Source organism: Sediminibacterium sp. FW305-C-269, assembly GCF_058231045.1.
In genome coordinates this window covers 516,258-541,073 of record NZ_JBIQXQ010000001.1, presented here as the reverse complement: position 1 = coordinate 541,073, position 24,816 = coordinate 516,258, and the positions used below count along the sequence as shown (strand labels likewise).

Annotated in this window: 19 protein-coding genes; 8 read left to right on the top strand and 11 right to left on the bottom strand. The window is 47.9% G+C overall.

Annotation, left to right across the window (positions count from 1 at the left end):
- Positions 1-88 precede the first annotated feature (88 nt).
- Both ACH3Y6_RS02335 and ACH3Y6_RS02330 read left to right on the top strand, forming a co-directional pair.
- Positions 89-1,237 (top strand): HEAT repeat domain-containing protein, encoded by a 1,149-nt coding sequence (locus ACH3Y6_RS02335; protein WP_490833959.1) that lies wholly within the window; start codon positions 89-91, stop codon positions 1,235-1,237.
- Entirely contained in the window at positions 1,234-4,818 is a 3,585-nt protein-coding gene (locus tag ACH3Y6_RS02330; RefSeq protein ID WP_490833958.1) for a sulfatase-like hydrolase/transferase, read from the top strand. The genes ACH3Y6_RS02335 and ACH3Y6_RS02330 overlap by 4 nt, the downstream gene beginning before the upstream one ends.
- Here the strand turns inward: ACH3Y6_RS02330 and ACH3Y6_RS02325 are convergent.
- From ACH3Y6_RS02325 to ACH3Y6_RS02285, 9 genes are all read right to left on the bottom strand, one after another.
- On the bottom strand, positions 4,815-6,002 hold the full coding sequence (locus ACH3Y6_RS02325; RefSeq protein WP_490833957.1) for a hypothetical protein: 1,188 nt from the start codon (positions 6,000-6,002) through the stop codon (positions 4,815-4,817). The two genes, ACH3Y6_RS02330 and ACH3Y6_RS02325, sit on opposite strands and share 4 nt — an antisense overlap.
- Entirely contained in the window at positions 5,984-7,246 is a 1,263-nt protein-coding gene (locus ACH3Y6_RS02320) for a YaiO family outer membrane beta-barrel protein (protein WP_490833956.1), read from the bottom strand. Before ACH3Y6_RS02320 ends, ACH3Y6_RS02325 begins: the two co-directional genes overlap by 19 nt.
- 42 nt (positions 7,247-7,288) lie before the next feature.
- On the bottom strand, positions 7,289-7,657 hold the full coding sequence (locus tag ACH3Y6_RS02315) for a response regulator transcription factor (RefSeq protein ID WP_490833955.1): 369 nt from the start codon (positions 7,655-7,657) through the stop codon (positions 7,289-7,291).
- 36 nt (positions 7,658-7,693) lie between these two features.
- Positions 7,694-10,681 carry a PAS domain S-box protein gene (locus ACH3Y6_RS02310; protein WP_490833954.1) on the bottom strand — a complete coding sequence of 996 codons (2,988 nt, stop codon included), beginning with the start codon at positions 10,679-10,681 and terminating at the stop codon, positions 7,694-7,696.
- 204 nt (positions 10,682-10,885) lie between these two features.
- A complete protein-coding gene (locus tag ACH3Y6_RS02305; protein WP_490833953.1) occupies positions 10,886-12,232 on the bottom strand; it encodes a sugar porter family MFS transporter in 1,347 nt (448 codons plus the stop codon).
- Positions 12,233-12,340: 108 nt separating this feature from the next.
- On the bottom strand, positions 12,341-13,081 hold the full coding sequence (gene kdsB, locus ACH3Y6_RS02300) for a 3-deoxy-manno-octulosonate cytidylyltransferase (protein WP_490833952.1): 741 nt from the start codon (positions 13,079-13,081) through the stop codon (positions 12,341-12,343).
- Positions 13,082-13,182: 101 nt separating this feature from the next.
- A complete protein-coding gene (locus ACH3Y6_RS02295) occupies positions 13,183-14,004 on the bottom strand; it encodes a sterol desaturase family protein (protein ID WP_490833951.1) in 822 nt (273 codons plus the stop codon).
- A gap of 195 nt (positions 14,005-14,199) precedes the next feature.
- Positions 14,200-15,315 (bottom strand): DNA polymerase III subunit beta, encoded by a 1,116-nt coding sequence (gene dnaN / locus ACH3Y6_RS02290; RefSeq protein ID WP_490833950.1) that lies wholly within the window; start codon positions 15,313-15,315, stop codon positions 14,200-14,202.
- 119 nt (positions 15,316-15,434) lie between these two features.
- On the bottom strand, positions 15,435-15,851 hold the full coding sequence (locus ACH3Y6_RS02285) for a response regulator (RefSeq protein WP_490833949.1): 417 nt from the start codon (positions 15,849-15,851) through the stop codon (positions 15,435-15,437).
- Between the two features lie 96 nt (positions 15,852-15,947).
- Between ACH3Y6_RS02285 and ACH3Y6_RS02280 the strand changes: the two genes are divergently transcribed.
- The 4 genes from ACH3Y6_RS02280 to nagA are packed head-to-tail and all read left to right on the top strand — an operon-like array spanning position 15,948 to position 19,316.
- Entirely contained in the window at positions 15,948-16,427 is a 480-nt protein-coding gene (locus ACH3Y6_RS02280; RefSeq protein ID WP_490833948.1) for a regulatory protein RecX, read from the top strand.
- A gap of 17 nt (positions 16,428-16,444) precedes the next feature.
- Complete coding sequence (locus ACH3Y6_RS02275) at positions 16,445-17,401, top strand: lipid A-modifier LpxR family protein (RefSeq protein ID WP_490833947.1); 957 nt, start codon at positions 16,445-16,447, stop codon at positions 17,399-17,401.
- A gap of 22 nt (positions 17,402-17,423) precedes the next feature.
- Positions 17,424-18,224, top strand: coding sequence for an amidohydrolase (locus ACH3Y6_RS02270; protein ID WP_490833946.1), 801 nt, complete (start codon positions 17,424-17,426; stop codon positions 18,222-18,224).
- Between the two features lie 3 nt (positions 18,225-18,227).
- Positions 18,228-19,316, top strand: a complete 1,089-nt coding sequence (gene nagA, locus ACH3Y6_RS02265; protein ID WP_490833945.1) for an N-acetylglucosamine-6-phosphate deacetylase — start codon at positions 18,228-18,230, stop codon at positions 19,314-19,316.
- Between the two features lie 6 nt (positions 19,317-19,322).
- On the opposite strand, the gene thiL is transcribed toward nagA, so the two are convergent.
- Positions 19,323-20,354, bottom strand: coding sequence for a thiamine-phosphate kinase (gene thiL / locus ACH3Y6_RS02260; protein WP_490833944.1), 1,032 nt, complete (start codon positions 20,352-20,354; stop codon positions 19,323-19,325).
- A 50-nt stretch (positions 20,355-20,404) separates the two neighbouring features.
- Positions 20,405-21,184 carry an inositol monophosphatase family protein gene (locus ACH3Y6_RS02255; RefSeq protein ID WP_490833943.1) on the bottom strand — a complete coding sequence of 260 codons (780 nt, stop codon included), beginning with the start codon at positions 21,182-21,184 and terminating at the stop codon, positions 20,405-20,407.
- Between the two features lie 84 nt (positions 21,185-21,268).
- On the opposite strand from ACH3Y6_RS02255, the gene ACH3Y6_RS02250 reads away from it, so the two are divergent.
- On the top strand, positions 21,269-23,197 hold the full coding sequence (locus ACH3Y6_RS02250) for a glycosyltransferase family 2 protein (protein WP_490833942.1): 1,929 nt from the start codon (positions 21,269-21,271) through the stop codon (positions 23,195-23,197).
- An 81-nt stretch (positions 23,198-23,278) separates the two neighbouring features.
- Positions 23,279-24,811 carry a GH3 family acyl-acid amido synthetase gene (locus tag ACH3Y6_RS02245; protein ID WP_490833941.1) on the top strand — a complete coding sequence of 511 codons (1,533 nt, stop codon included), beginning with the start codon at positions 23,279-23,281 and terminating at the stop codon, positions 24,809-24,811.
- The last annotated feature ends 5 nt before the right edge of the window (positions 24,812-24,816 follow it).

Sequence of the window (24,816 nt, the reverse complement as noted above, 5' to 3'; positions counted from 1 at the left end):
GGTATTACAAGCGCTTTTTATTACCCGAAAAGAACGCGGTTTGGCCTAACTTTAAGTCCTAATTATCCTACTGCCTATCCTGCAATACATGTTTCACCCGACAACGATACCACCGTTTTCTATTGCACCGGATACCTGCCTGCTGAACAGTTTTTTTGTGGACCTCACATCCAGGATCATGTCGCCCGAGCACCTGCTGACAGCTGCCAAATGGCTGGCTGTGGCCATAGTTGTGATCGTAGGTATCATTTACCTGCACCTGTTCATTAAAAAGCGGGATTTCTTCTATAAAGAAAGGATCCGGATATACCTGGAGAACTGGATCACGCAGGTGATCATGGAAGAAGAGATCGATACGGATAAGCTGCTCCGCAATTTCAGGCGGATCCTGTTCAGTCGTACCGCAAGGCAGTTTGCGATTGATGAGCTGATCGTGTGCAAAAAGAACTTTTCGGGTGGTGTAACGGAGAATATCATCTGGTTGTATCTGCGGCTGGACCTGAAGAAAGACTCACTGCGCAAACTGCGCAATACTGCTCCCTGGCATATACGAGCCAAAGGTATTCAGGAATTATACCTGATGGAGCAGCAGGACGTGCTGAAGACCATCTATAAGAATACCAACAGCAATAATGAGTTTGTGCGTATGGAAGCGCAAACAGGTGTGATCAACCTGACGGGATTTCCGGGTCTTCGATTTCTGGATGTGGTCTCTTATCCTATTACGGAATGGCAGCAATTAAAACTGCTGGAGCAGCTGCACCTGCATCCGGTGAAACAGGATTTATCTGATAAGATACCGCACTGGCTGCAAGCAACCAATACCACCGTGATCGTTTTTGCTTTAAAGCTTGCCGATGAATACCAGGTATATTCTGTAAGGGACCAGGTGATGGCCTGCATGGCACATTCCGACAAAACAGTACGCAGCCAGGCATTAAAAACGCTGGTAAGACTGGCAGATGAAACGACGCCTGCAACGCTGGCGGGTTATTTTCCGCAGGAATCGCCGGCTAACCAATTGTATATACTGGATGCTTTACGCACGCTGGCTACAGAGAATGAAACGGACTTCCTGGTGTCGCTGCTGGATCATGAGAATGATACTGTAAAACTGAAAGCAGCCGTGGTACTGGCAGAAGTATCTGAAACGGGTATGGAACTGATTACCGAAAAAAGCAGGCTGCAACCGGAACCCTTTGAGAGGATCTGCCGGCACATAAAAACGATCAAATGAACTGGGATACAGTGGGCACATTCATATTTCATTTGCTTACTTACGGGATCTTCCTGTATTCTTTTGTGTTGCTGTTATCATATGTACTGATCGCGATCTATTCGATCGGTGAAACCCGCCGTTACATGTGGAAGAACAGTTTTACCGATTACCGGGTACTGGCCACTTCGGCACACGCCCCATCGGTAAGCATACTGGCGCCCGCCTATAATGAAGGAAAAACGATCGTTGACAATGTGCGGTCGCTGCTCTCTATCTACTATGCCAACCTGGAAGTGATCATCATTAATGATGGCAGTAAGGATGATAGTCTTGAGAAACTGATACAGGCATACGAACTGGAGAAGACCGACTATTTTGTGAATGAGCAATTATCTACCAAAGCCATACGGGGTGTTTATAAAAGCAGGAACAGTATTTACAACAAACTGATCGTAGTAGACAAGGAGAACGGTGGAAAAGCGGATGCGCTGAATGTGGGTATCAATGTTTCGTCTAACGACTACCTGGTTTGTATTGATGTGGATTGTATACTGGAGCAGGATGCGCTGCTGAAGATGGTGAAACCGTTTCTGGAGCAGACAGACAGGCGCGTGATCGCCACCGGAGGTGTGGTGCGAATTGCCAACTCCTGCGTGATAGAGGATGGAAGGCTGATCAAGGTAAGACTGGCCGAAGACTACCTGCCCAGGATCCAGATACTGGAATACATACGCGCCTTTATCCTGGGAAGAATGGCCTGGAGCCGTTTAAACGGACTGATGCTGATATCAGGTGCTTTTGGTGCTTTTGATAAGGAGATCGCCATCAGGTGTGGGGGTTATAACCATGATACGGTGGGAGAAGACATGGAGCTGGTGGTACGCATGCGCCGTTACATGGAGGAACGCAAAGAGAAATACGCGGTGACCTATATACCCGATCCCCTTTGCTGGACGGAAGCGCCTGCCACTTTCAAGATACTGGGCCGACAGCGTAACCGCTGGATCAGGGGCACTTTTGAAACACTGATGATGCACAAGCGTATGTTCTTTAACCCCAGGTACGGTCTGCTGGGCATGCTGAGTTATCCGTACTGGTTCTTTTATGAACTCTGCGCTCCGCTGATCGAATTCTTTGGCCTTGCCTGTTTCCTGGTGTTCGTGTGGAACGGATTCATTGCCTGGGACCTGTTCTTCTCCTTTTTCCTGTTCATCGTCTGCTTTGGTTATCTCTACTCTTCCTTTGCCATATTGATGGAAGTGTTCACCTTCAACCAGTACAAACGCAGGATAGACATCTTACGTTTGCTGCTGACGGGTATGACGGAGCCTTTTTATTACCACCCCTTTGTGGTATGGAGCGCCATCAAAGGTTTTTGGGACCTGCTGAAAAAGAAAAAGGGCTGGGGCGAAATGACCAGGCAGGGATTTGCACAGAAAAAGAACGGTACAACTCCACTGGCCGTTCCGGCAAACACTACAGTAACAGCAGCAGCCGTTACTATGACCGCCCAGCCTGAGGAACAGACTGGGCCGGAACCGGAATGGTTCGTACAGCGTTCGATTATTCCGGTCATTGGCAGGTTCATCGGTTTTGTTGGCAGATCGCTTAATTATTATGTCAACCATAGCATCATCCTGTTGCTGCTGCTGATCTGTGCGCGTGGATTTGAACTGGTGTACGAGATGGCGCAACATGGCGTACCCCGTTTTGTAGGCAAAGTGGTGTTGATGGGTTTTGCCAAAGACCTTGTATTCTTTCTGCAGATCAGTGCCGGTGGTTACCTGCTGTTTGCATTGTTGTACCTGATACATAAGAAACTGGCACACCTGTTTTTTGTTGTGGTGTCAGTGATCCTGTTGCTGCTGCAGGTATTGTTGTCTGAATATTTTGTGACCACGCTGTTGCCGCTGGGTGCGGATCTCTGGTCCTATTCTGTTGCGGACATCAACCAGACACTAAGTGCTTCGGGTGGTATCAAGCCCTCCATCATCGTGTTGTTGCTGGCAACGGTATCACTGGTCATAGCCGGGTTCATCTTTTTCTTAAAGAACAACAAAGCCAGGAGCTGGACGGTTTTCATCTTTTTTGCTGCATTCATAGCGGTAACATTCACCAACAGTCCGAAACTGGTGAACGACTGGACGCCGGGTCAGGAGCACAGCAATAACATAGCGCTGAATAAATCGCGGTACTTTTTAGAATCCACTCACCGGTACTTTTTTCCACCCGCACAGGAATTGGATATTTATTCGGATCATTATCCGGAAACTACGGTCCCGCTTACAGGAGATGCTGTAAAGTTTTCTTTCCAATATATTGATGAGGCCCATTACCCATTCCTGCATGTGACAGATAGTATGAGGGATGTGTTGTCTCCTTTCTTTACCCCATCGGTAACCCCACCCAATATTGTGGTGATACTGGTAGAAGGACTGGGCAGGGCGTTCAGCAACAAGGGCGCTTACCTGGGAAGTTTTACGCCTTTTATGGATTCGCTCTCAGGAAAAAGTCTTTACTGGGAAAACTTTGTCAGTGAAGGGGGTGGCACATTTGCGGTATTACCTTCCCTGCTTTCCTCGCTCCCCGTTGAACTGAATGGTTTTAATAAACCGGGAGAAGCCATGCCCGAACACCCGTCGCTGCTGAACCTGGTTAAGAAAAACGGCTACCACACTTCTTTTTATTATGGCGGAGATGCGCATTTTGATAATATGAGCATTTTCCTGAAGAAGAACCGGATTGATGTACTGAATGATGAAAACAGCTTTCCGAAAGGGTATACCAAAATGCCTTCGCAAAACGGGTTCAGCCGGGGCTATGGTGATAAGGAACTATTCCGGAGATTTTTTGACAGACAAGCAGATAAACAACAACCTTATTTGTCGGTCCTGTTGACCTTGTCCACGCACAACCCTTTCCTCATCCATGAACAGGAAAAATACCTGCAGCAATTTGAAAACAGAATGCATGCGCTGGGTTTATCGGAGCAGGAGAAAGCAGAGAGAAGAAATTACCGTTACCAGTTTGCGAGTATCTTATATGCAGATGATGCTGTGAAGGAGTTCATTGCGGCTTATCAGAAAAGACCCGGATTTGAGAATACGGTCTTCCTGATCACCGGCGACCATCGTATGCCTGAGATACCCATGAATACGCGGATAGATCGTTACCATGTACCCCTGATTATCTATTCACCCATGCTGAGAAGAACTGCGAAGTTCTCTTCGATGTCTACGCATTTTGATGTGGCCCCTACCCTTACCGCCTGGCTCAAGAGAAGGTATCACTTACAGATACCCAACCAGGTGAGCTGGCTGGGAGCAGGGCTGGATACAGCACGCCAGTTCCGGAATCTGCATGCCTACCCGCTTCTGCAGGCCAAGAACGAAGTGGCTGATTTTGTCAAGGGCGATTATTTGCTTAGCGGCGACAAGTTATTCCGCATCAGCCATAATCTTGACCTGAGCCCGGAAACGAATGAAACCCAAAAAGCAGAACTGCAGGCGGCTTTCAACCGGTTCAAAGCAAAGAGTCACCAGGTGATCGAAACACAGAAGATCGTTCCTGACAGCATACTTCAGCGTTACATCCGTTAATTATGTGGCAGGGTCTGATAATAATCATTCAGTATCCTGGTTACCATGGGTTGGTATACATTCCAGAAAAAACTGTTCCTGTCAAGCGGATCTTTTCTGTTGTACAGGAACATTTTGAACCAGGCGATCTTTTTGAAATACGAAGAAGAGAGGCTGAGCGGGTTATCGGAAAAATCTGCCGAGAAATAAAAAAAGCGATAGTCGCTGCTCACATGTGCGGTGATAGCAGGGAAGGTTGGCTGCAGGTTATGCGCGGCCAGTAGTTTTTCGCCTGCTTTGTTCACTTCTATCTTAAAACTGGAAAGCACGCGGTTGTGCGAACTGTCGGGTACGATTACATCGAACCAGAAAGAATAAGGAATAGAAGCAGGCAGACTATAGTATTGCTGTTCTTCTTTGCCTGAAATGATCAGGGGCAGTTCCTGTTTGAGATGTGTGTTGTTTTCCAGGATCAGCACATGATCGTCTGTGTTTACCAGGGCAATGCCACTTTTTGTAAAAGGCCAGCTGCCATTGTGTTTTTTCCGGTACAGTTCAGTCAGCCATCGCGGCAGGTCGGGGTTGTTTGCGGTATCGAGTGAAGGGAAATAACGGCCGATCCATTTGGTCCAGCGGATACCGAATGCCTTTTCAAACGAAGTCCTTACGGCAGGATGGGTGGGTGTGGCCAGACAATTGAATTCGGTGATGATCAGTTTATGCCTGGCCTGCATCTGTTTGATGAAGTAAAGATCCTGCTGGCTCATGCCTCCGTATAAGATACCGGTGACCGCAGTATCGGTGTTCTCATGGTACCACTCATTCTTGTAAATACCGTAGGTGTCTGTCAGGTATACCAGGTCTACATCCTTGCTCAGCTGTTCCAGCCGGCTGTTGCTAAAACGCTCGAGACCTTTAACCTGGAATTTCTGGTCATCCAGTGGGAAAAAACCATAATAATCCTTTTCGCGATTGTACAGCTCTTTCCGGTTCTTGGTGAATTTTTCCTGGTTCAGGATCCAGTTGATGGAGACATGTTCCTGTCCTTTTTTGTTGAGCACGGTCTTGTCTACAATGGCCACCACCAGTTTTCTTTTCTCTGTGAGCAGCCAGGCGATATATAACCATAGCGGTGTCAATACCACCACCATGATTAAGATACGAATCAGGCTGCCGGTACGGGTCTTTAAAACCGGCGCAGCCATCCTATACTGATTTGGTATTGGTTTCCTCTGGTTTGCGGAAGGTACTCCTGGTTGAACCAGCTGCCGTCTATGCTCAGGATATTGTACAGGGATATTTTCTTTTTAAACATGAAGCCAACCTTGTAAGAGATCAGGCGTTCCTTGGTATCGAGCTGGATGGCATTGAGGCGGTCGTCGGGTGAGATACCATAGCCGATGTTCATACCCACCAGGTCGTCGGCGCTGCCATAGTAATAGCGGGCGGATACATTATAAGAAGCGGATACGGTACTGGTATACGCGCTTGGTGTAAGATAGGTGCGTGCACCAAACAACCAGCTTTTATAATACTTGCCAAGGTATGCTGTATAACTCCAGGTAGCATCGCCACTGAATTTCAGGTAACGGAAACCCAGCTCGCCCTCGAAACTTGCAGGCAGGTTGGCATACAGGGAGAAACCTCCGCGCCAATGTGGAAATACGCCCACTTTATCGGAATAACCGATGCTGACATAGGAATAAAACGTATTGGAGATGCGTGGATACGCTTCCAGCTCATATTGCACACCGTTTTCTTTGAAGCGGTTGGCATAGTTGATCCTGCCGGTAACGGAACCGAAACCTCCGGTGCGTGTATAATCAAAGCTGGCCAGGTGCCAGGGATCAGCGAACTGTTTGTCGAAATACACATAATCGTAGCTTAACCCGATCCTGTTTTGAGAGGATGATTCTTTGATGCGGTTAGCCAGTGAACGGGCTTCCGTATCATTCCTGTTTATTTGCAAGGCCTTGTCTATGGCAACCTGTGCTTCTGCATACCGGCTCGATGCATTCAGCAGTTTTGCCTTTCTTATCCAGAGCGCTTGCGATGACGGGTGTGAGGATAGTGCTGTTTCAACTATTTCCAGTCCTTTGGTATAATGATCGTTCCAATATTCCAGGTCAGCCAGTGCCAAAGAAGCGTCTTCATGTCCCGGGTTGTTCTGTAATACCCCGTTGAAATAATAGCGGGCGCTGTCGTATTGTTTGGTCCATGCGTATATCCTTCCCAGGAATATCCTGACATCTGCATAATCAGGGCTAAATGAGAGTGCTTTATACAGATAGGTTTTGGCTTTGCTGTAATTGTTTTCTTCAAAAGCCGCTTTGCGGGCTTCTTTCAGTAAACCATCCGATGTGGTGGTGTCCTGTGCATGGGCGGCTGTGCCCAGTAACAATGATGAGAGCAGGAGAACAAGGCTTTTCAAATGAACAGGGCGGATCATGCGTATGGTATTAGCTCAACAATAGCTTCTCATAAAAAAGCATCAGCTTTTGGCGCGTATAATGAGGCGTTTGACACGTACTGCCAATTCATTTAAACTGAATGGTTTGGTGATATAGTCATCCGCACCCAGTTCAAATGCTTCCATCACCACTTTTTCCTGCTCCATGGCTGAGAGGATGATGATGGGTGTTTTGCGGTTCAGTTTCTGCCGCACAAAATTGATCACTTCCAGTCCTGATGCATACGGCATCATGATATCAGTAACGATCACATCCGGATTGGCCTGCTCCAGTTGTTCTATCGCCTCACGACCATCATTGGTGACAACAACCTCATATCCCTCTTTTTTGAGTTTCATCTCAATGGTCTTCCGCAACATGGCTTCGTCTTCTGCGACCAGTATTTTCATAGTTATTCCATCGGGTTTTTACAAAATTAATTCATTTTAGGCGCCTGCTGCCAGCTCTTTTTGGATCCTGCTCACTTCCTCCTGCAGTTGTTGTTCTAATGCTGCAAATAACTTCAGCACTTCGTTTACCTCTTGTGCCAACTTTTCCATTGGAGTGTCATTTTTGGCTCCCTGTTCTATGTCAGCCAGCAGTACCCTGATTTTTTCCGCTTTTAACATTCCTGCCGCACCCTTAAGTTTATGTGCTTTTTTAGCCAGTGATTCGCGGTTGTTCTCTAATACCAGCACATTCAGTTCTTTGATGTCGAGCGGGGAATACTGCAGGAAATAGGTCAGTACTTCCAGTACATAATTCGGGTCTTCCAGCTCTTCCAGTAAAGCCAGGTCGTACATTTTTTCCGTTTTTTCAGGTTCTATAGATACCAGTTCGGGCTGAACCGATACATGGAACAGCAGGCGGATCATACGCGCATAGAGATCGTTGAAGTCGAAGGGTTTTACCATGAAATCATTCATGCCCACCTCAGCGCTTTTTTCCTGGTCCTCTTTTAAGGCGGTGGCAGTCATAGCGATGATAGGTGTTTGCAGGTGCATTTTCTCCCGTAAGTATACCGTGGTCTCATAACCATCCATAATAGGCATCTGCAGGTCCATGATGATGAGGTCGTATGCCGGATTCTGTTCACAGAGTGCGATGGCTTCTTTACCATTATTGGCGATATCTGCCCTGATCTGCATTTTCCGTAATACAAAATCTATCAGTTTCTGGTTGACGATATTGTCTTCTACCACCAGTATCTTCCTGCCCGCCAGTCTTGCTGCAAAATCTGTTTGTCCCGTCACCACATCATTGCTGTTCGTTTTCCCAAAGGGGATCACCACCACGAACTCGGAGCCATCATCTGGTTCGCTGTTCACTGTAATGGAGCCACCCTGCAATTCTATTAACCCTTTGCTGATGGTTAAACCCAGTCCCGCGCCGCCATAACCACTGGCGATCTTTTTGCCGGCCTGCGCAAAACTCTTGAAGATCGTGTCCAGTTTGTCTTTTTGAATACCGATACCCGTATCGCGTAAGGCAAAGGAAAGACTGCATTGTTGTTCGGTCTGTTGCTGTAAGGATACCGTCAGCGTGATGGAGCCTTCCGTGGTGAATTTGATGGCGTTATCGATGAGGTTGGTCAGGATCTGTTTCAGGCGGAAAGCGTCACCTTTTATAAAAGCAGGCACCCCCTTCTGTATGTTCAATGTGAATTGCAGCTTTTTGTTTTTAATGGCATACTCAAAATGCCTGGTGAGCTCTTCCAGTGTTTTTGACAGGTCAAACGCAAAACTGTCGAGCGTGAGTTTACCGGTGCTGAGGTTGGAATAATCGAGCACATTGTTTACAATGACCACCAGGTTGTTAACGGAGCGACTGATGATATTGGTGAAACGTTCCTGCTCTTCCGTTAAGGGGGTTTCCAGCAATAAACGGGTCATTCCCTGTATACCGTTCATGGGTGTACGTATCTCGTGGCTCATGTTAGCCAGGAACTGTTCCTGTATCTGTTGCGCCGTTTCTGCTTTTTCTACGGCCTGCATCAGTTTTTGCCGGCTCTCCACCGTATCTGTGATATCGGTGGCGATACCGCTGATGCCGAACATTTCATGGCAATCATTGAACAACGGAAATTTAATGAGCAGGAAATTCCGTTTGCCTTCGGGCGTATCAAGTACCTCTTCCAGCTGAATGGACTTTTTGCTGGCGATTACCTCATCATCTCCTTTCTTGTAGTGGTCGGCCAGTGCCTTTACGTTGAAGTCGTAGTCATTCCGGTTAATGACCATTTCATCGGTAACGCCAAACACTTCTTTGAAGCGCTTATTCACCATCAGGTATTTTCCTTCGAGATCCTTGATGAAGATGATGGCATTGGCATTATCGAGAATGGCATTGAGGCGGTATTCGTTCTCTTTGCGTTTGGCTTCCGACATATCCAGCTCCTGCTCCACCAGTTTCTTTTCTGTGATGTCTTTTGCCATGCACTGCAACCCCTCTATTTCGCCGTCATCTTCCAGCAATTGCGCCGATTGTTCTATCCACTTCAGCTCACCGTTCCGGCTGAGGATCTTGAATTCGAGGTAGGTAGCCGGTATCTTTTGCGTGAGCTGGGTTGCGTAAAAATTCTTTACCTCTTCTAAACAGCTTTCGTCAATCAACGTATAATAGGGTTTACCAATGAGTGCTTCCGGCGGGTATCCTGTAAGGGCCAGCACTTTGTTGTTGACAAAACTGATCAGCCCGTTCTTATTGATGGTATACATGACCGAGCCTGCGTTTTCTATCAGTTTTTTATACTGCTCTTCGCTGGTTATGAGTTCATCTTCTGCTTTTTTACGAAGACGCATGTCCATGTTCATCCGTAGCAGGACACCCAATACCAGCAGGAAAGAAAAAACACCACCGGCAAATGCGATATAACCGATTTTTTTGAAGCTGTTCTGGTTAGATGCCATCCGCTGCAGCAAACTCTTTGCTTCTATATCGCGGATCTGTTGTAGTAGTTTTTTTACGGAATGACTGATCGCGGGACCTTCGCCATCAATCATTTCATTGATAGCACTGCCGGTGTTTGGGGCTTTCATTAAACGTACCTGGAACGTTTCTTTTTGCAGGCAAAGGGTTTCCAGTTTGCTTGTATGCTCCAATAGCCAGGATTCTTCCTGTGTTAATTTTTTCAGTGTCTGTACAGAACTATTGATCAGTGTATGTAAACGATAGGTCTGCTCTTCCCACTTTGGTTCGCGGCTGACAAGATAACTCCGCGCGCTTACTTCGGCTTCGGAGAATACCAGGCCGATGGTATCGATTTCTTTGATCAGTACATTGGTTCGGTCTACCAGTAACCGGGTTAACTCCTGTTTCTTTCTCTGTTGCGCCATTACAAACAGGAACAGGGAAAAAGCCACCAGCGAGAAAACGATTAACCAGCGGATCTTTCTGTCGGGTATCAATAAGCGGATGGTGCCTGTTTTTTTCATGGATAGGGCCTCTGAACAGAAACACGGTTGTGTGCTTACGTGCGATCTTCAAACAGAAGAAAGCTTCTTATGCAAGTTACGCATGAATCCGTTAATAATTTCCCGAAGCAAACTGGCGGGCAGGTAAACACCTGTAAATTTTCCCGAGTGACGCCTATCCCCCGGCTTCCAGCCTGAAAAATAATACCCTGAACCGGCCAGGCCTCAGGCACTCAGCTTTTTCTCGAGCTCTTCCAACGAAACGCCCTTGGTCTCAGGTACGCTGCTGAATACCCAAACCAGCTGCAGCACCATCATAGCGGCAAAGAATGCGAAGATGGGCCAGGGATTGTCTTTGAAGATGCCATTGTCGCTATCCAGAAATACAGGGGTTACCAGGGTGATCAGTGCCGCAAAGACCCAATGCACGCTGGCACCGAAGGATTGTCCTGCACTCCGGATCTTGTTGGGAAATATCTCTGAAATAAACACCCAGATCACCGCACCCTGTCCAATGGCATGCGCCGCAATGAATAGCAGCAGGAAACTCATCAGGAAAACAGGTCCGGCATGGCTGTAAAAAGCCCAGGACACCATGGCAAGACTAAGGATATATCCCAATGAACCAATTACCAGTAGGGTTTTTCTGCCCAATCGGTCTATCAGGTACAGTCCTACAAACGTGAACACGAGGTTCACGCCACCGATGGCGATGGAGTTGAAAAGGGATTCTTTTGCTGCCAGCCCGGCTTTCTCCAGGATCTCCGGGGCGTAGTAAAGAATGAAATTGATACCTGAGAGTTGGTTGAAAAATGCGATCATGAACGCCAGGTAAATGATCCTCCTGTGTTTGCGGTTAAGGAAAGACACGGTTTGTCCCTTACTGTCGTGTTCGTTACTGCGGAGGATGGATTCGGTTTCAGCAGCTACATCGGTTACACCGATCTGCAGCATGATCTCACGGGCCCTGGCCAGGTCATTCTTTTTGGTAATGAGCCAGCGGGGACTTTCCGAAACGCCCAGTACAAGTAAGGTATAGATGGTTGCGGGGAATGCCAGTACACCCAGCATCCAGCGCCAGTCGTTCCCGCCGCCAACACCCTGCAGGAAATAATTCGAGAGAAAAGCCACCAGTATACCGAATACGATATTGAACTGGTACAGCGCACCGAGCCTGCCGCGGGTTACAGGAGTAGAGATCTCTGAAATATAAATAGGGGCTACTACCGAAGAGACACCGATACCTACGCCACCCAGAAAACGGAAGAAAGAGAACATGTACGGTCCTGTTGCCAGTGCAGAGCCCACCGCTGAGACTGCGAACAGGATACCTACCCAGAGCAATACCGCTTTTCTGCCGAACAACTCAGTGGGCACGCCACCAAAGATGGCGCCCAGTACGGTACCCCATAATGCCATCGACATAATAAAGAAGCCATGAAACAAAGGCGTGGTATGCCAGAGTTCTTTAATGGGCTGGTTAGCGCCGGAAATAACAACGGTATCGAAACCGAAAATGAAACCTGCCAGTGCCACTACTATTGACCACTGTACCAGTTTGCTTTTGTTCATAGCAATCGATTTTGGTACAGGAAGATACGAGGAAATGGGAATATTGAATTATAACAAGGAATGTTGAACGCTGAGGGATCAATTCGATCGATAGTCAGGGTTCCTTGTTCATGATTCAATATTCCCCACCAGTTTGGCGGCGCGTGCGAGATCTTCGGGAGTGTCTATTTCAATACCCATATAACCGGTCACGACCATTTTCAGCAGGATGCCGTTCTCCAGGTAGCGGAGGCATTCGATCTTTTCTGCGGCTTCCAGCGGGGTCATTTCCCAGTTGGTGAAATTGAGCAGCGCCTGTTTGCGGAAAGCATATACGCCGATATGTTCATAATAAACGGTGCTGGCCTCAACACTGCGCGGGTAAGGGATCACGCTGCGCGAGAACATGAGCGAGTTCATGTGTTTGTCTACCGCCACTTTTACGTAATTCGGATCCTCGATCTGGCGCTGGTCTGTCATTACCTGCATCAGCGATGCCACCTGTACCGTTTTACCGGGCTCGCCTTCGAATACACGCAGCAGTTGTTCAAGGGGTTCGCGTTTTACAAAGGGTTCATCGCCCTGCACGTTCACAACAATATCAACTGCCAGGTCTGCAACAGCTTCTGCAATGCGGTCGCTGCCGCTTTCATGGTTCTTTTTGCTCATGACGGCCTTACCGCCATGCGAGGTGATCTCGTTGAAAATGATGTCGCTGTCCGTAACCACATAGACCTCATCGAAAAGACCGGTGGCAAGCGTATTATCATAGGTATGGCGGATCACTGTTTTGTTACCGAGCTGTTGCATCAGTTTGGCCGGAAACCTGGTGGCGGCATAACGGGCGGGAATAAAGGCACAGATTTTCATAAACGACGTATTTGAGCCGCGTTTGTGTTGTCAGGTGCAACGGTTCTTGTTCGCACAAAGGCACAAAGGCGCGGTTGGAAGGGTACGGGTGCAAAAGTATTTTAATAATCTGTCTTTACGGTCTTGTCGAAGGGGATCTGTAACTGAAAAGGCAGGTTCTCGTCTTTTGCATTGTCCAGCACATCCAGCCCATAACGGATCTGATCAATGGGCGTATCATTATAGGTCCCGAAGAGGCGATCCCAGATGGAAAAGATATTCCCGTAGTTGCTGTCTGTCTGCGGACGCATATAATGGTGATGTACTTTGTGCATATTGGGCGATACAAGGAACCAGCTCAGGGCATTGTCGAGCCAGAGCGGTAAACGGATATTGGCATGACTGAACTGTGTAAACACCACGCTCAGGCTCTGGTACATCATCACCATCCACATGGGTGCGCCGCTCACCACTACTCCCAGCATGGTAAAGATCACGCGCAAGACACTTTCACCGGGATGGTGGCGGTTGGCGGTAGTGGTATCCACATGGGTATCGGCATGGTGCACCATGTGAAATTTCCACATCCATTTGATCTTATGTTCCAGCAGGTGTACAAAATAGGCCCCGGCAAGATCGAGCAGCAGCAGGCCGGCGATCATGAATAACCAGAGCGGCATTTTTACGAGGTATAATAATCCGAACTGATGCGCCACCACCCAGTCGCTGGCTTTCACGATCAGCAGTGCACAGGCGAAGTTGATGATGATGGTGGTGATGGTGAAAAAGATATTGATGGAAGCATGTTTCCATTTGTGGTACCTGAACCCGAACAGGGGTATCACACCCTCGATCAGCCAGAAGAAAGTAATACCCCCGGCCAGGATAAGTGCCCGGTGCAGGCTGGGTATATGATCAAAATAGCTGATGATATTCTCTACCATGGTGCAATCGTTTAGAGAGTCAATTTACTAAGAAATCACTTACAGCCAACACCGGTAATGGCCCGCAAAGACGCGGAGTGCTACGGACAAGCATTCATTCATCATTCCTTGCTCGTCTGTTCATCTGTTCCTCTGTTCAACAGAAAGCCCCCGTTTCCGGAGGCTTAGTTACTTCATTATATTGAAAGGCTTTGTTTAGTTATTCAGCATCAGCGGCATCACCAGCATCAGCAGGTCTTCGCCCTCGGCCTGTTCGGTGGGTTTGATGAGACCGGCTTTGGTTGGGGTTGACAGCTCCATGCGTACATCATCCGTATCGGCTGCATTCAGCATTTCGATGAGGAATTTGGCATTGAAGGCGATCTGCAGGTCTTCGCCATCATACTGGCAGTTCATGCGCTCATTACCTTCAAAGCTGAAGTCAACATCCTGTGCGGCCATCTGTAATTCGCTTCCGGTAATGTTGAGGGCGACCTGGTTGGTGCTCTTGTTACTGAAAACGTTCACACGGCGCAGTGCATTCTGGAAATCGGCCTTGTTCACGATGAGGCGGTAAGGATTGTCTGCAGGGATCACCACTTTATAATCCGGGAAGCGGGCATCGATCAGGCGACAGATCATCTGTGTAGAACCATGGTTAACGAACAGATGGTTGCTGTTGTAAGTGATGGTAAGCTCATCATCGTTATCGGGTAAAGCATTCTTCAGCAGGTTCAGCGGTTTTTTGGGAACGATGAACGAATCTGTTTTGGTTGCTTTGGTATCTGTTCTCTTATAACGTACCAGCCTGTGTGCATCGGTGGCTACGAACTGGACCGCATCTTTGGACAGTTCAAAGAAAACACCTGTCATGGCGGGACGCAGGTCATCGCTGCTCACGGCGAACAGGGTCTTGTTGATAGCGGTGAGCAGGGCGCTGCTGGTCATGGTAAAACCGGTAGTATCATCGGCAGCGGGTTCTTTCGGAAAATTGTCCGGGTTTTCGCCCATTACCTTGTACTTACCATTATCGCTGGTGATCTCAACGGCGAAGTTTTTATCGATATTGAAAGTTAGCGGCTGATCGGCAATGTTCTTCAGTGAATCCATCAGGATCTTGGCCGGGATACAAACCTTTCCATTGGTTTTGCTTTCCACATCCATCTGAACCCGCATCACGGTTTCCAGGTCGGTAGCGACTACATTCAGTTTTTTGTCCTGTATCTCAAATAAAAAGTCTTCCAGTATGGGCAAAACCGTATTGGCATTGATTACCCCACTGATTTGTTGCAGGTGTTTTAACAGCGAAGACGACGAAACAATAAATTTCATTCTACACAATTTAAGTTCGCAACAAACCTAATGTAAAATGTTAATATTCCGCACTAGAAATCGCGGGTAACCCCGTTAAAAAACGGAATGTGAATGAGTTGTGGATTGGCTGATACTTGTTAACAGGCAAGGTTTTCCATCAGCTCCTGGTAGGTGCTGCGGTTAACGGGTTTTACCAGGTAGTCGGTAACGGTTTTGTAAGAGCGGGAACGTTGCATGTCGGTGCTGTTCACCGAAGAGCTCACTACATAGACTACGATGGGTTTGGGCAGAGCGGCTCCCAGCTTATCGTATTCTTCCAGGAATTCCCAGCCATTCATGATGGGCATATTGATATCGAGAAAGATCACATCGGGGAGTGTATCGGCGTCGGCAGAAAGTTGCTGACGGAAATAGGTAAGCGCTTCGTTTCCGTCGTAAAAAGAGTGAATATGTTTGGCTAATCCGGTAGATTCAAGGATGATCCTGGCAGTATACTGGTAAATATTATCGTCATCTATCAGGCAGACGATATGTTTCTGTTTCACGTCGGTCATGGTTCTTCAAATAAATGTTACTTTGAATGGGGGGTAAGGGCGGATATCGGCGGAAATAGTTTTCAAATATAGGTTTTTATACAATAAGTTGCACATGTGAAAAAGAGCCTGACGCCAGAAATGGCCTATCCCAAGATCCGGCATTACTGCGGTTACAGCGAAAGATGCCATTATGAGGTAAGGGAAAAACTCTTCAGTTTCGGATTGTTCAAGAAGGATGTGGAGATACTGCTCTCCAGGCTGATTGAAGAGGGGTACCTGAACGAGGAAAGGTTCGCGATCTTGTTTGCCGGGGGGCATTTCCGACAAAAACAATGGGGCCGTACCCGTATCATCTACGCCCTGCGCCAGAAAAAAGTGAGTGAACAGAACATCAGGCGGGCCTTGAAAGAGATAGCGGAAGACGCTTATCTGGCTGTTTTACAGAAACTGGCCCTTGCCAAATGGAACAGCCTGAAAGCCGAACAATACATCAACCGGGAAGCCAAAACAACGGCTTACCTGTTACAGAAAGGCTACGAACACCCGCTGATACAAAAGACCCTGGCGGGGATACGCACAGAAAAGAGCAGTTAAACTACATACAGAGTCGCATGTTGAACAAGATCAAAAAAGGATGCCTGTACCTGGCTGCTTGCTGTATGGTCCAGCTGGTGCATGCTCAACAGAAAACAGCTCTTGTCCACACCCGCGAATTTACGTTCACCACAGAGAATGATGCTTACCTGTTTCAGAAAAAAGACGCTTATTATACCAATGGTTTTGCTTTCACCCTTCGTACGGCCGGTGAAAAAAAGGGGGTACGCGTGATGCACACGTATGAATTGGGGCAAAAGATCTACACGCCGCTGCTGCGTAAGACCACCGGTCCCCAGGATATTGACAGGCCGTATTGTGGTTATCTCTATGCGCAGTATACCCAGACGCGTTTCCCTGTGGGAGATGCCATTTTACAGTATGGAGCCACGCTTGGTCAGGTTGGCCCCTATTCGCTGGGTGAAAATGTGCAAAGCAGTTATCATAAGATGCTGGGTTATGCCCGGTTTACCGGATGGCAATACCAGGTGCAGAATTCATTGGGTGCCGACCTGGGTGTCCGTTATGCCCGAACGGTATTTCAGGATAGCAGCCTGTTTAAATGGGTGCCCGTAGCGGAAGCCAGTCTGGGCAGCAATTTTACCTATGCCAAACTGGGCGCTTACCTATGCGTCGGTGTTTTTGAAAAAAACCAGCAAAGCGCCCTCTGGAATGCCAGGATACAGAAAAAAAAATCCCGCACAGAGCGGGCCTATGAATTATTTGCCTATTGGTATCCGCAGGTGTTACTGCAGGGATACAATGTTACCGTGCAGGGGGGGCTGTTCAGTAAAGGAAGTGGGGCCGTGCTGTCAGACCCCAAACGGGTAATGTTCCAGCAGCAATTTGGGCTGTATTATGCCAGCGGTAAAATTTCTGCCAACCTTGCGCTGGTGATACAATCCAGGGAAGCCATCACCCAAATTAACCTCCAACGATACGGATCTGTGCAGCTGAGTTATCGTTTCCATTAACTTGCAGGTATAATAACCCAATATGCCTACACTTAGTTTCACCATCATACAAACCAACCTGCATTGGGAAGACAGGGAAGCCAATCTCTCCATGCTGGAAGAAAAGATCATGGGTATCCGCGAAAGGACCGAGATCGTGGTATTACCGGAAATGTTCAGCACAGGGTTCAGTATGCAGCCGGATAAGCTGGCCGAAAAAATGGATGGCAAAACCGTTCAGTGGATGAAACGAATAGCTGCCACCAAAAAGATTGTACTTACCGGCAGCGTGATCATTGAGGAAAAAGGGCATTATTACAACCGCTTGCTCTGGGTGCTGCCGGATGGGCAGCTGGGTTATTATGATAAACGACACCGTTTTGCTTTTGCAGGTGAGGACAAAGCGTATACGCCCGGCCATAAACGACTGATAGCCCAGGTGAAAGGCTGGAAGATCAACCTGCAGGTTTGTTACGACCTGCGTTTCCCCGTTTGGGCGAGGCAGCAGGTGAACAATGCTCCCGAATATGATGTATTGTTGTATGTGGCCAACTGGCCCGAGCGCAGAAGTCATGCCTGGAAAACCCTGCTCACTGCACGCGCTATTGAGAACCAGTGTTTTGTAGTGGGTGTGAATCGTGTGGGGGAAGATGGTAACGGTATTAATCACAGCGGCGACAGCATGGTGCTGGATGCATTGGGCACTACCCTGTATCATAAACAGGATCAAGAAGATATTTATACTATTGTTCTGGAGAAATCGGGCTTAACAGAAGTTCGGGACAGATTCCCTTTCTGGAAAGATGCCGACCAGTTCAATATCATATCCAACGAAGAAGAATAAATTATGGAACAGTATTATGCCGAGAAGTTATTTACCGGGAATGAATTTTTGCAGCAACAGGTGGTGACGGTTGCTGACGGGTTAATCGTTGATATCGCTGCTGCAGGAATACCTGCCGAAAAGCCAGCGAAACAATACGATATCATCGCTCCGGCATTCATGGATATCCAGATTTATGGGGCACATGGAAAATTGCTGGCAATATACCCGGAAGCCGATTCTTTGCACAAGCTGTACGACTACTGCAGCAAGGGAGGCGCCTCTCATTTTCAGGCAACGGTGGCAACGAACAGCAAAGAAGTATTTTTTGCGTGCATCGATGCGGTAAGGGCTTATTGGAAAGAGGGCGGCAAAGGCTGTATTGGCCTGCATGTAGAAGGGCCCTGGCTACACCCTGTACGTAAAGGGGCACATATAGAATCTTTCATTCACTCGCCATCGGTGGATGAGGCACGTGAGCTGCTGGAATATGGCAAGGGCGTGATCACCATGATCACCCTGGCGCCGGAAGTATGCAGCCAGGAAGTAATTGACCTGGTACATTCCTATGGTGTGGTGATCTCTGCCGGACATAGCAATGCCACTTATGAAGAAGCCACAGCAGCCTTCAACAAGGGAATCCCTGCTGCCACACATTTATACAATGCCATGAGCCCCCTGCAGCACCGGGCACCGGGAATAGTGGGTGCTATTTTTGATCACCCGAAAGTAATGGCCAGTATTGTACCGGATGGTTTTCATGTTGACTTTGCTGCTATCCGCATTGCCAAAAAAATCCTGCAGGAACGGTTGTTTGTGATCACAGATGCGGTTACAGAAACCAGCGAAGGGCCATATCCGCACCAACTTGCCGGCGATAAATACGAATCGAACGGTATCCTCAGTGGTTCTGCGTTGACCATGGCCAGCTCCGTACGTAACCTGGTGAATAAAGTTGGCATAGCAACGGACGAAGCCCTGCGCATGGTGAGCCTCTATCCGGCACAAGTGATGAAAAGGGACAAACAGATGGGCAAGATCGCCAAGGGATACGAAGCCAACCTGGTAATGCTGGATAACGCATTACAGGTGCAGGCGTTGGTTACTGCTTAGTGCTGTTTATTTCTGGAAAGCATTCCAGCCCTGAGCGGTGATCGGGAAAGTATTGCCACCCTTGGTGTGCAGTTTGCAACCTGTTTCAATGTCTGTCATGTAACCGATCACGCTGATCTCTTCGTTGAGGGTGATCTTTTCGTAGTCTTCCTGTTTCATGGTGAAGATCAGTTCATAATCTTCGCCTCCATTCAGTGCGCATACGGTAGGGTCCAGACCGAACTTATAAGCAGCTCTCCGGCTATCGTCGGAGATGGGGATCTTTTCTTCGTACACCACGCAACCCAGGTTGCTCTGTTTGCAGAGATGCAATACTTCACTGCTGATGCCATCGCTGACATCCATCATGGATGTGGGCATGATATCGTTCTGTTCCAGGAACTTGATGATGTCTTTTCGGGCTTCAGGTTTCAGTAAACGGCCCACGATATAACTTTCGTTCTCCAGGTCGGGTTGCAGTTGCGGGTTTTCAAGATAAATCTTTTTTTCGCGCTCCATCAGCGTCAATCCCAGGAAAGCGCCACCCAGGTCGCCGCTCACACAGATCAGGTCGCCCTTGTTGGCAGTACTTCTTTTCACCAGTTTATCCGCCACCACTTCGCCGATGGCCGTAACGGAAATGATGAAACCTTTATTGGAAGAAGAAGTATCTCCTCCCACCAGGTCAACCCCGTGTTTTTCGCAGGCCAGGTATACGCCCTCATAAAACTCATCCAGCGCTTCCAGGCTGAAACGGTTGCTGATGGCAATGCTCATGGTTACCTGTGTGGGTGTGGCATTCATGGCATAGATATCACTCAGGTTCACCATGATGGATTTGTAGCCGAGGTGTTTGAGGGGGGTGTACATCAGGTCAAAATGAATGCCTTCCACCAGCATATCGGTGGTGATCACGGTCTGTTTGCCAAAATGGTCGATCACGGCGGCGTCATCGCCCACACCCAGTATGGTGGACGCGTTGTGTATCTCAAAATTGCGGGTCAGGTGATCTATCAGACCAAATTCTCCCAACTCACTGATCTCTGTTCTTTGCTCCATATATAATGATGAATTGAGAAATGTGAACGTTTACTACTATGATAACCTGCTTAAAATACAGCGCCATTCACAATAGAAAGTAATTCGTCGTGAATCTTTCCATTAGTAGCGATGATATGCGGTTGGTAGGGCGAGTAATAGTCGCCATTGAAATCGGTCACTTTGCCACCCGCTTCTTCAACGATCAGAAAACCTGCGGCGCTGTCCCATGCCTGTAGCCTGTGTTCGTAAAAACCATCAAATCTTCCGGCAGCCACCCAGCAGAGATCCATAGCGGCACTGCCCAGCCTGCGAACAGGAACACCTCTGCGTATCAGCTTCGAAAATACTTCAATGGGGCCGTTGGGCATATCAAGGTAGGTATAGGGGAATCCGGTAACGAGGCAGCTGTTGATGACTTCCGTTTTGTGGCTGACATGGATCTTTTTGTTATTCAGCGTAGCGCCAAAACCATGCTGCGCAAAATAGAGTTCTTTCAGGAAGGGATTGTATACCGCACCCATGACCATCTGTCCGTTATGCTCCACGCCGATACTCACACAACAGATGGGGATGCCATTGGCAAAATTCACGGTACCGTCGATCGGATCGATGATCCATTTGTAGGCCGAATCCATTACGATCTCACCACTCTCTTCACTCAGGATGAAATGATCGGGGTATTCTTTCCTGATCACATCAAAAATGGCTTTCTCTGCCGCATGATCGGCCTCAGTAACGAGGTTGTTGATGCCTTCCTTATTACTGATTTTGAATTCGCCATTAAAATAACGGGTCAGTTGTGCAGCGCCGGCTTCTGTTGCTTTCAGCAACGCGTGTTTTAACATCATGCTGCAAAAGTAAGAAAAGGATGGCAAGTCTGTTTATCCGGCTGCTACCCGGAATCCAGTATCTTGTAGTCCGAATCCGCTTTTTTGCAAGTCTCCATTGTCATAGTGAATTATAATGTCAGGTATTTCCTGGAACAATGCCTGCATACCGTGCTTAGGGCTTCTGCTACGCTGGAAACCGAATGTTTTGTGGTGGACAATGCCTCTTCTGATGATAGTATGGCTTACCTGAAACCCTTGTTCCCAACGGTCAGGTTCATTGAGAACAGCAACAACCCCGGTTTTGCCAGGGCCAATAACCAGGTTTTGTCATTATGCCGGGGGGAATACGTTCTTTTCCTGAATCCGGATACCCTGTTACCCGAACATGCGCTGCGGGACTGCCTGGCGTATATCAGACAACAGCCCGATGCCGGGGCGCTGGGCGTAAGAATGATAGATGGACATGGCTGTTTTCTGCCGGAGAGTAAACGGGCTTTTCCCGCACCACTGGTGTCTCTATATAAACTGAGCGGATTGGCTGCCCTGTTTCCCCGCTCCGGCATCTTTAACCGTTATGCACTGGGTAACCTTGATGAACATGCCAACCACCGTGTTGATGTGCTGGCAGGGGCTTGTATGCTGGTGAAGCATGACCTGCTGCTGCAATTACATGGTTTTGACGAACGTTATTTTTTATATGGGGAAGATATTGATCTCAGCTTCCGTATCCGTAAGGCCGGATACCAGAACCTGTATTTTTCCGGTGTTACCATTGTTCATTTCAAAGGGGAAAGCTCCGGTAACAATAGCCTGCGTCATGTAAAATATTTTTATGAAGCCATGCTGGTGTTTGTAAGGATACATTACCAGACCCTCGCCGGAAAATCATTGGCTGTTTTTCTGCAACTGGCCATCGGTTTACGTGCGGCTATGGCAGCCATTACTCGTCTGATGCGGCCATTGTTATGGCCGCTGGCAGATGGCATGCTTGTCTGGCTAAGCCTGCAGCTCACAAGGCTTTTCTGGATACAGGCGTTCCGTAACGGGAGGGATTTTGGCGTGGATGTTCTGGAATATGCGTTCCTTGTTTTTTCGTTGCTTTTTGTGGGCGCTGCAGCTTTTGCGGGTATGTATGATCTGCGCACACGCATATCGCAAATGTTCTCGTCGCTTGTTTTTGCCATATTGTCTTTACTGTCTGTGTATTCATTATTACCCGAGACCGTTCGGTTTTCAAGAGGTGTCATGTTGTGGGGTGGTTTGTTGGCAACACTGCTGGTTTTGTTGACAAGGAAATTATTTCGCCACCCCGGTGCGGAATGGTTACCGGATGTTTCAGAGGCACTTACCGTGCTGGTAGCTTCTGAAAGAGAGTATACCCAAGCGCATCTTTTGCTGGAAAAAGAAATGCTGGATCAGCAGTTACTTGGCCGTATATCGCCGGAACCGGGCGATACAGATGCAATGGGTTGTTTAACAGATCTGCCGCTGCTTGCGGAGAAACTGCGTTTTCGCAGAGTTGTCTTTTGTTTGGGCGATCTTACCCTGCAACAAGTGTTGCCGGTATTGACGGCATGCCGTAAACAACCACTGCGTTTCCTGTTTCATGTATCGGGAAGCCGATCAATGGTGGGCAGCCAGGCAATGGCGCCCGGAAACGGGATCATTATTCCGGAGTTTTCCTATGCCATTCAACAACCTCACCAGCAAAGAATGAAAAGGGTGATTGACCTGTTCTTCAGTTTTGTATTTTTCTTAACGCTTCCGGTACATCTGCTGCTGCAAATCCATCCTGCGGGTTTCCTGAAAAATATTTTCCGGGTGTTACTGGGTTATAGAACATGGGTGGGCTATGCATCTGCTGCAGATCAGCTTCCATGCATAAGGCCTGCTGTATTGGCTTCAACAGGCATACCGGGTAGTGTTTCACCATTGGTTGAACAGAAGGCTGATCGTTTGTATGCAAGGAATTATGACTGGTGGGGCGATATCCGTATCCTGTTCCGTTATTACCGTCAATTGGGGAATTGAAAAGCCCACCCCTGATCAAAATCGTATCATAATTACGGCTTTTGCGTTAGCTTCGTGCTTTCTTAAACCCTGCTTCTAACGATGGCTATACTTGATATCAAGCTCCCCAATACCATTTTAAAAGCACTCCGTTTGCCGCAGAACAGTCCTCGCAGGCAACAGATCAAAGTATTGAAGAAACTGCTCCGAAAAGCCCGGTTCACCGAGTTCGGCCAGCAATATCTGTTTGATGAGATACTGCTGAGTAAACATCCGGGAAAGAAATTCCAGGAACTGGTACCCACTTTCAATTATAACAAGATCTATAAAGAATGGTGGCATAAGACCCTTGAAGGGAAACCGGATGTATGCTGGCCCGGTAAGATCCGTTATTATGCACTCAGCAGCGGCACCAGCGAGTCGGCCAGTAAATACATTCCCATCACCAACGACCTGTTGCGCGGCAACAAGATCGTCATGATCAAACAACTGCTGAGCCTGCGTACCTATGAAGACATCCCTTACAGCTCTATCAGCAAAGGATGGCTTACACTGGGCGGCAGTACAGACCTGCAGAAAGGAGCAGGTTATTATGCCGGTGACCTTAGTGGCATCACCGTTAAAAAAGCGCCTTTCTGGTTCCAGCCTTTTTATAAACCAGGGAAAGAGATCGCTAAACAAAAAGACTGGAATAAAAAACTGGAAGAGATCGTAGAGAAAGCGCCGCAATGGGATATTGGTTTTGTGATCGGTGTACCAGCCTGGATACAGATGTGTATGGAAATGATTATCCAGCGCTATCAGCTCAACAATATCCACGAAATGTGGCCCAACCTTGCCTTTTTTGTGCACGGGGGCGTGAGTTTTGAACCGTATAAAAAAGGTTTTGAGAAATTGCTGGGCAAGCCCATTACCTATATAGAAACCTACCTGGCCAGCGAAGGGTTCATTGCTTACCAGGAACGGCAGCATGCCCAGGGTATGCGGCTGGTAACCGGGGAGCATATTTTTATGGAATTCGTTCCTTTTGATGAAAAGAACTTTGATGCCGACGGAGAAATGGTTGCTAACCCGGAAGCACTCATGATACATGAAGTGGAAGAAGGAAAAGATTATGCCCTTCTCATCAGCACTGCGGCCGGCACCTGGCGTTACCTGATCGGCGATACGATCCGGTTTGTGGATAAGGAAAGATGCGAGATCGTGATCACGGGCCGCACCAAACATTTTCTTAGCCTGGTAGGGGAACACCTGAGTGTTGAGAACATGAACAAAGCAATTCAACTGGCAAGTGAAGAATTGAATATCTGCATACCCGAATTCACGGTTGCCGGCGTACCCCATGGTAACTTTTTTGCGCACCACTGGTATGTGGCCTGTAATGATACCGTAGATGCCACTCTGTTAGCCAACAAGATAGATAACCAGCTGAAAGAGCTGAATGATGATTATGCTGTTGAAAGAAAAAGCGCATTGAAAGAGATAAAACTGGAGGTGCTTAGCGAAAAACAGTTCATGGATTTCATGCAGCTCAAAGGCAAAGTTGGCGGTCAACACAAATTTCCGCGGGTTCTGAAAGGGGGAATGCTGGACGATTGGCAGGCCTTTCTTGCTTCGCAGAACCATTCTAAATAAACCTG

What these genes read in the sequence shown, in the direction of transcription:
- ACH3Y6_RS02335 (WP_490833959.1), top strand. Translation starts at nt 89, where the DNA reads ATGTTTCACCCGACAACGATACCACCGTTTTCTATTGCACCGGATACC.
- thiL (WP_490833944.1), bottom strand. Translation starts at nt 20,354, where the DNA reads ATGGAGCAAAGAACAGAGATCAGTGAGTTGGGAGAATTTGGTCTGATA.
- ACH3Y6_RS02255 (WP_490833943.1), bottom strand. Translation starts at nt 21,184, where the DNA reads ATGATGTTAAAACACGCGTTGCTGAAAGCAACAGAAGCCGGCGCTGCA.
- ACH3Y6_RS02325 (WP_490833957.1), bottom strand. Translation starts at nt 6,002, where the DNA reads ATGGCTGCGCCGGTTTTAAAGACCCGTACCGGCAGCCTGATTCGTATC.
- ACH3Y6_RS02245 (WP_490833941.1), top strand. Translation starts at nt 23,279, where the DNA reads ATGGCTATACTTGATATCAAGCTCCCCAATACCATTTTAAAAGCACTC.
- ACH3Y6_RS02275 (WP_490833947.1), top strand. Translation starts at nt 16,445, where the DNA reads ATGTTGAACAAGATCAAAAAAGGATGCCTGTACCTGGCTGCTTGCTGT.
- ACH3Y6_RS02270 (WP_490833946.1), top strand. Translation starts at nt 17,424, where the DNA reads ATGCCTACACTTAGTTTCACCATCATACAAACCAACCTGCATTGGGAA.
- kdsB (WP_490833952.1), bottom strand. Translation starts at nt 13,081, where the DNA reads ATGAAAATCTGTGCCTTTATTCCCGCCCGTTATGCCGCCACCAGGTTT.
- ACH3Y6_RS02320 (WP_490833956.1), bottom strand. Translation starts at nt 7,246, where the DNA reads ATGATCCGCCCTGTTCATTTGAAAAGCCTTGTTCTCCTGCTCTCATCA.
- dnaN (WP_490833950.1), bottom strand. Translation starts at nt 15,315, where the DNA reads ATGAAATTTATTGTTTCGTCGTCTTCGCTGTTAAAACACCTGCAACAA.
- ACH3Y6_RS02295 (WP_490833951.1), bottom strand. Translation starts at nt 14,004, where the DNA reads ATGGTAGAGAATATCATCAGCTATTTTGATCATATACCCAGCCTGCAC.
- ACH3Y6_RS02305 (WP_490833953.1), bottom strand. Translation starts at nt 12,232, where the DNA reads ATGAACAAAAGCAAACTGGTACAGTGGTCAATAGTAGTGGCACTGGCA.
- nagA (WP_490833945.1), top strand. Translation starts at nt 18,228, where the DNA reads ATGGAACAGTATTATGCCGAGAAGTTATTTACCGGGAATGAATTTTTG.
- ACH3Y6_RS02315 (WP_490833955.1), bottom strand. Translation starts at nt 7,657, where the DNA reads ATGAAAATACTGGTCGCAGAAGACGAAGCCATGTTGCGGAAGACCATT.
- ACH3Y6_RS02330 (WP_490833958.1), top strand. Translation starts at nt 1,234, where the DNA reads ATGAACTGGGATACAGTGGGCACATTCATATTTCATTTGCTTACTTAC.
- ACH3Y6_RS02310 (WP_490833954.1), bottom strand. Translation starts at nt 10,681, where the DNA reads ATGAAAAAAACAGGCACCATCCGCTTATTGATACCCGACAGAAAGATC.
- ACH3Y6_RS02285 (WP_490833949.1), bottom strand. Translation starts at nt 15,851, where the DNA reads ATGACCGACGTGAAACAGAAACATATCGTCTGCCTGATAGATGACGAT.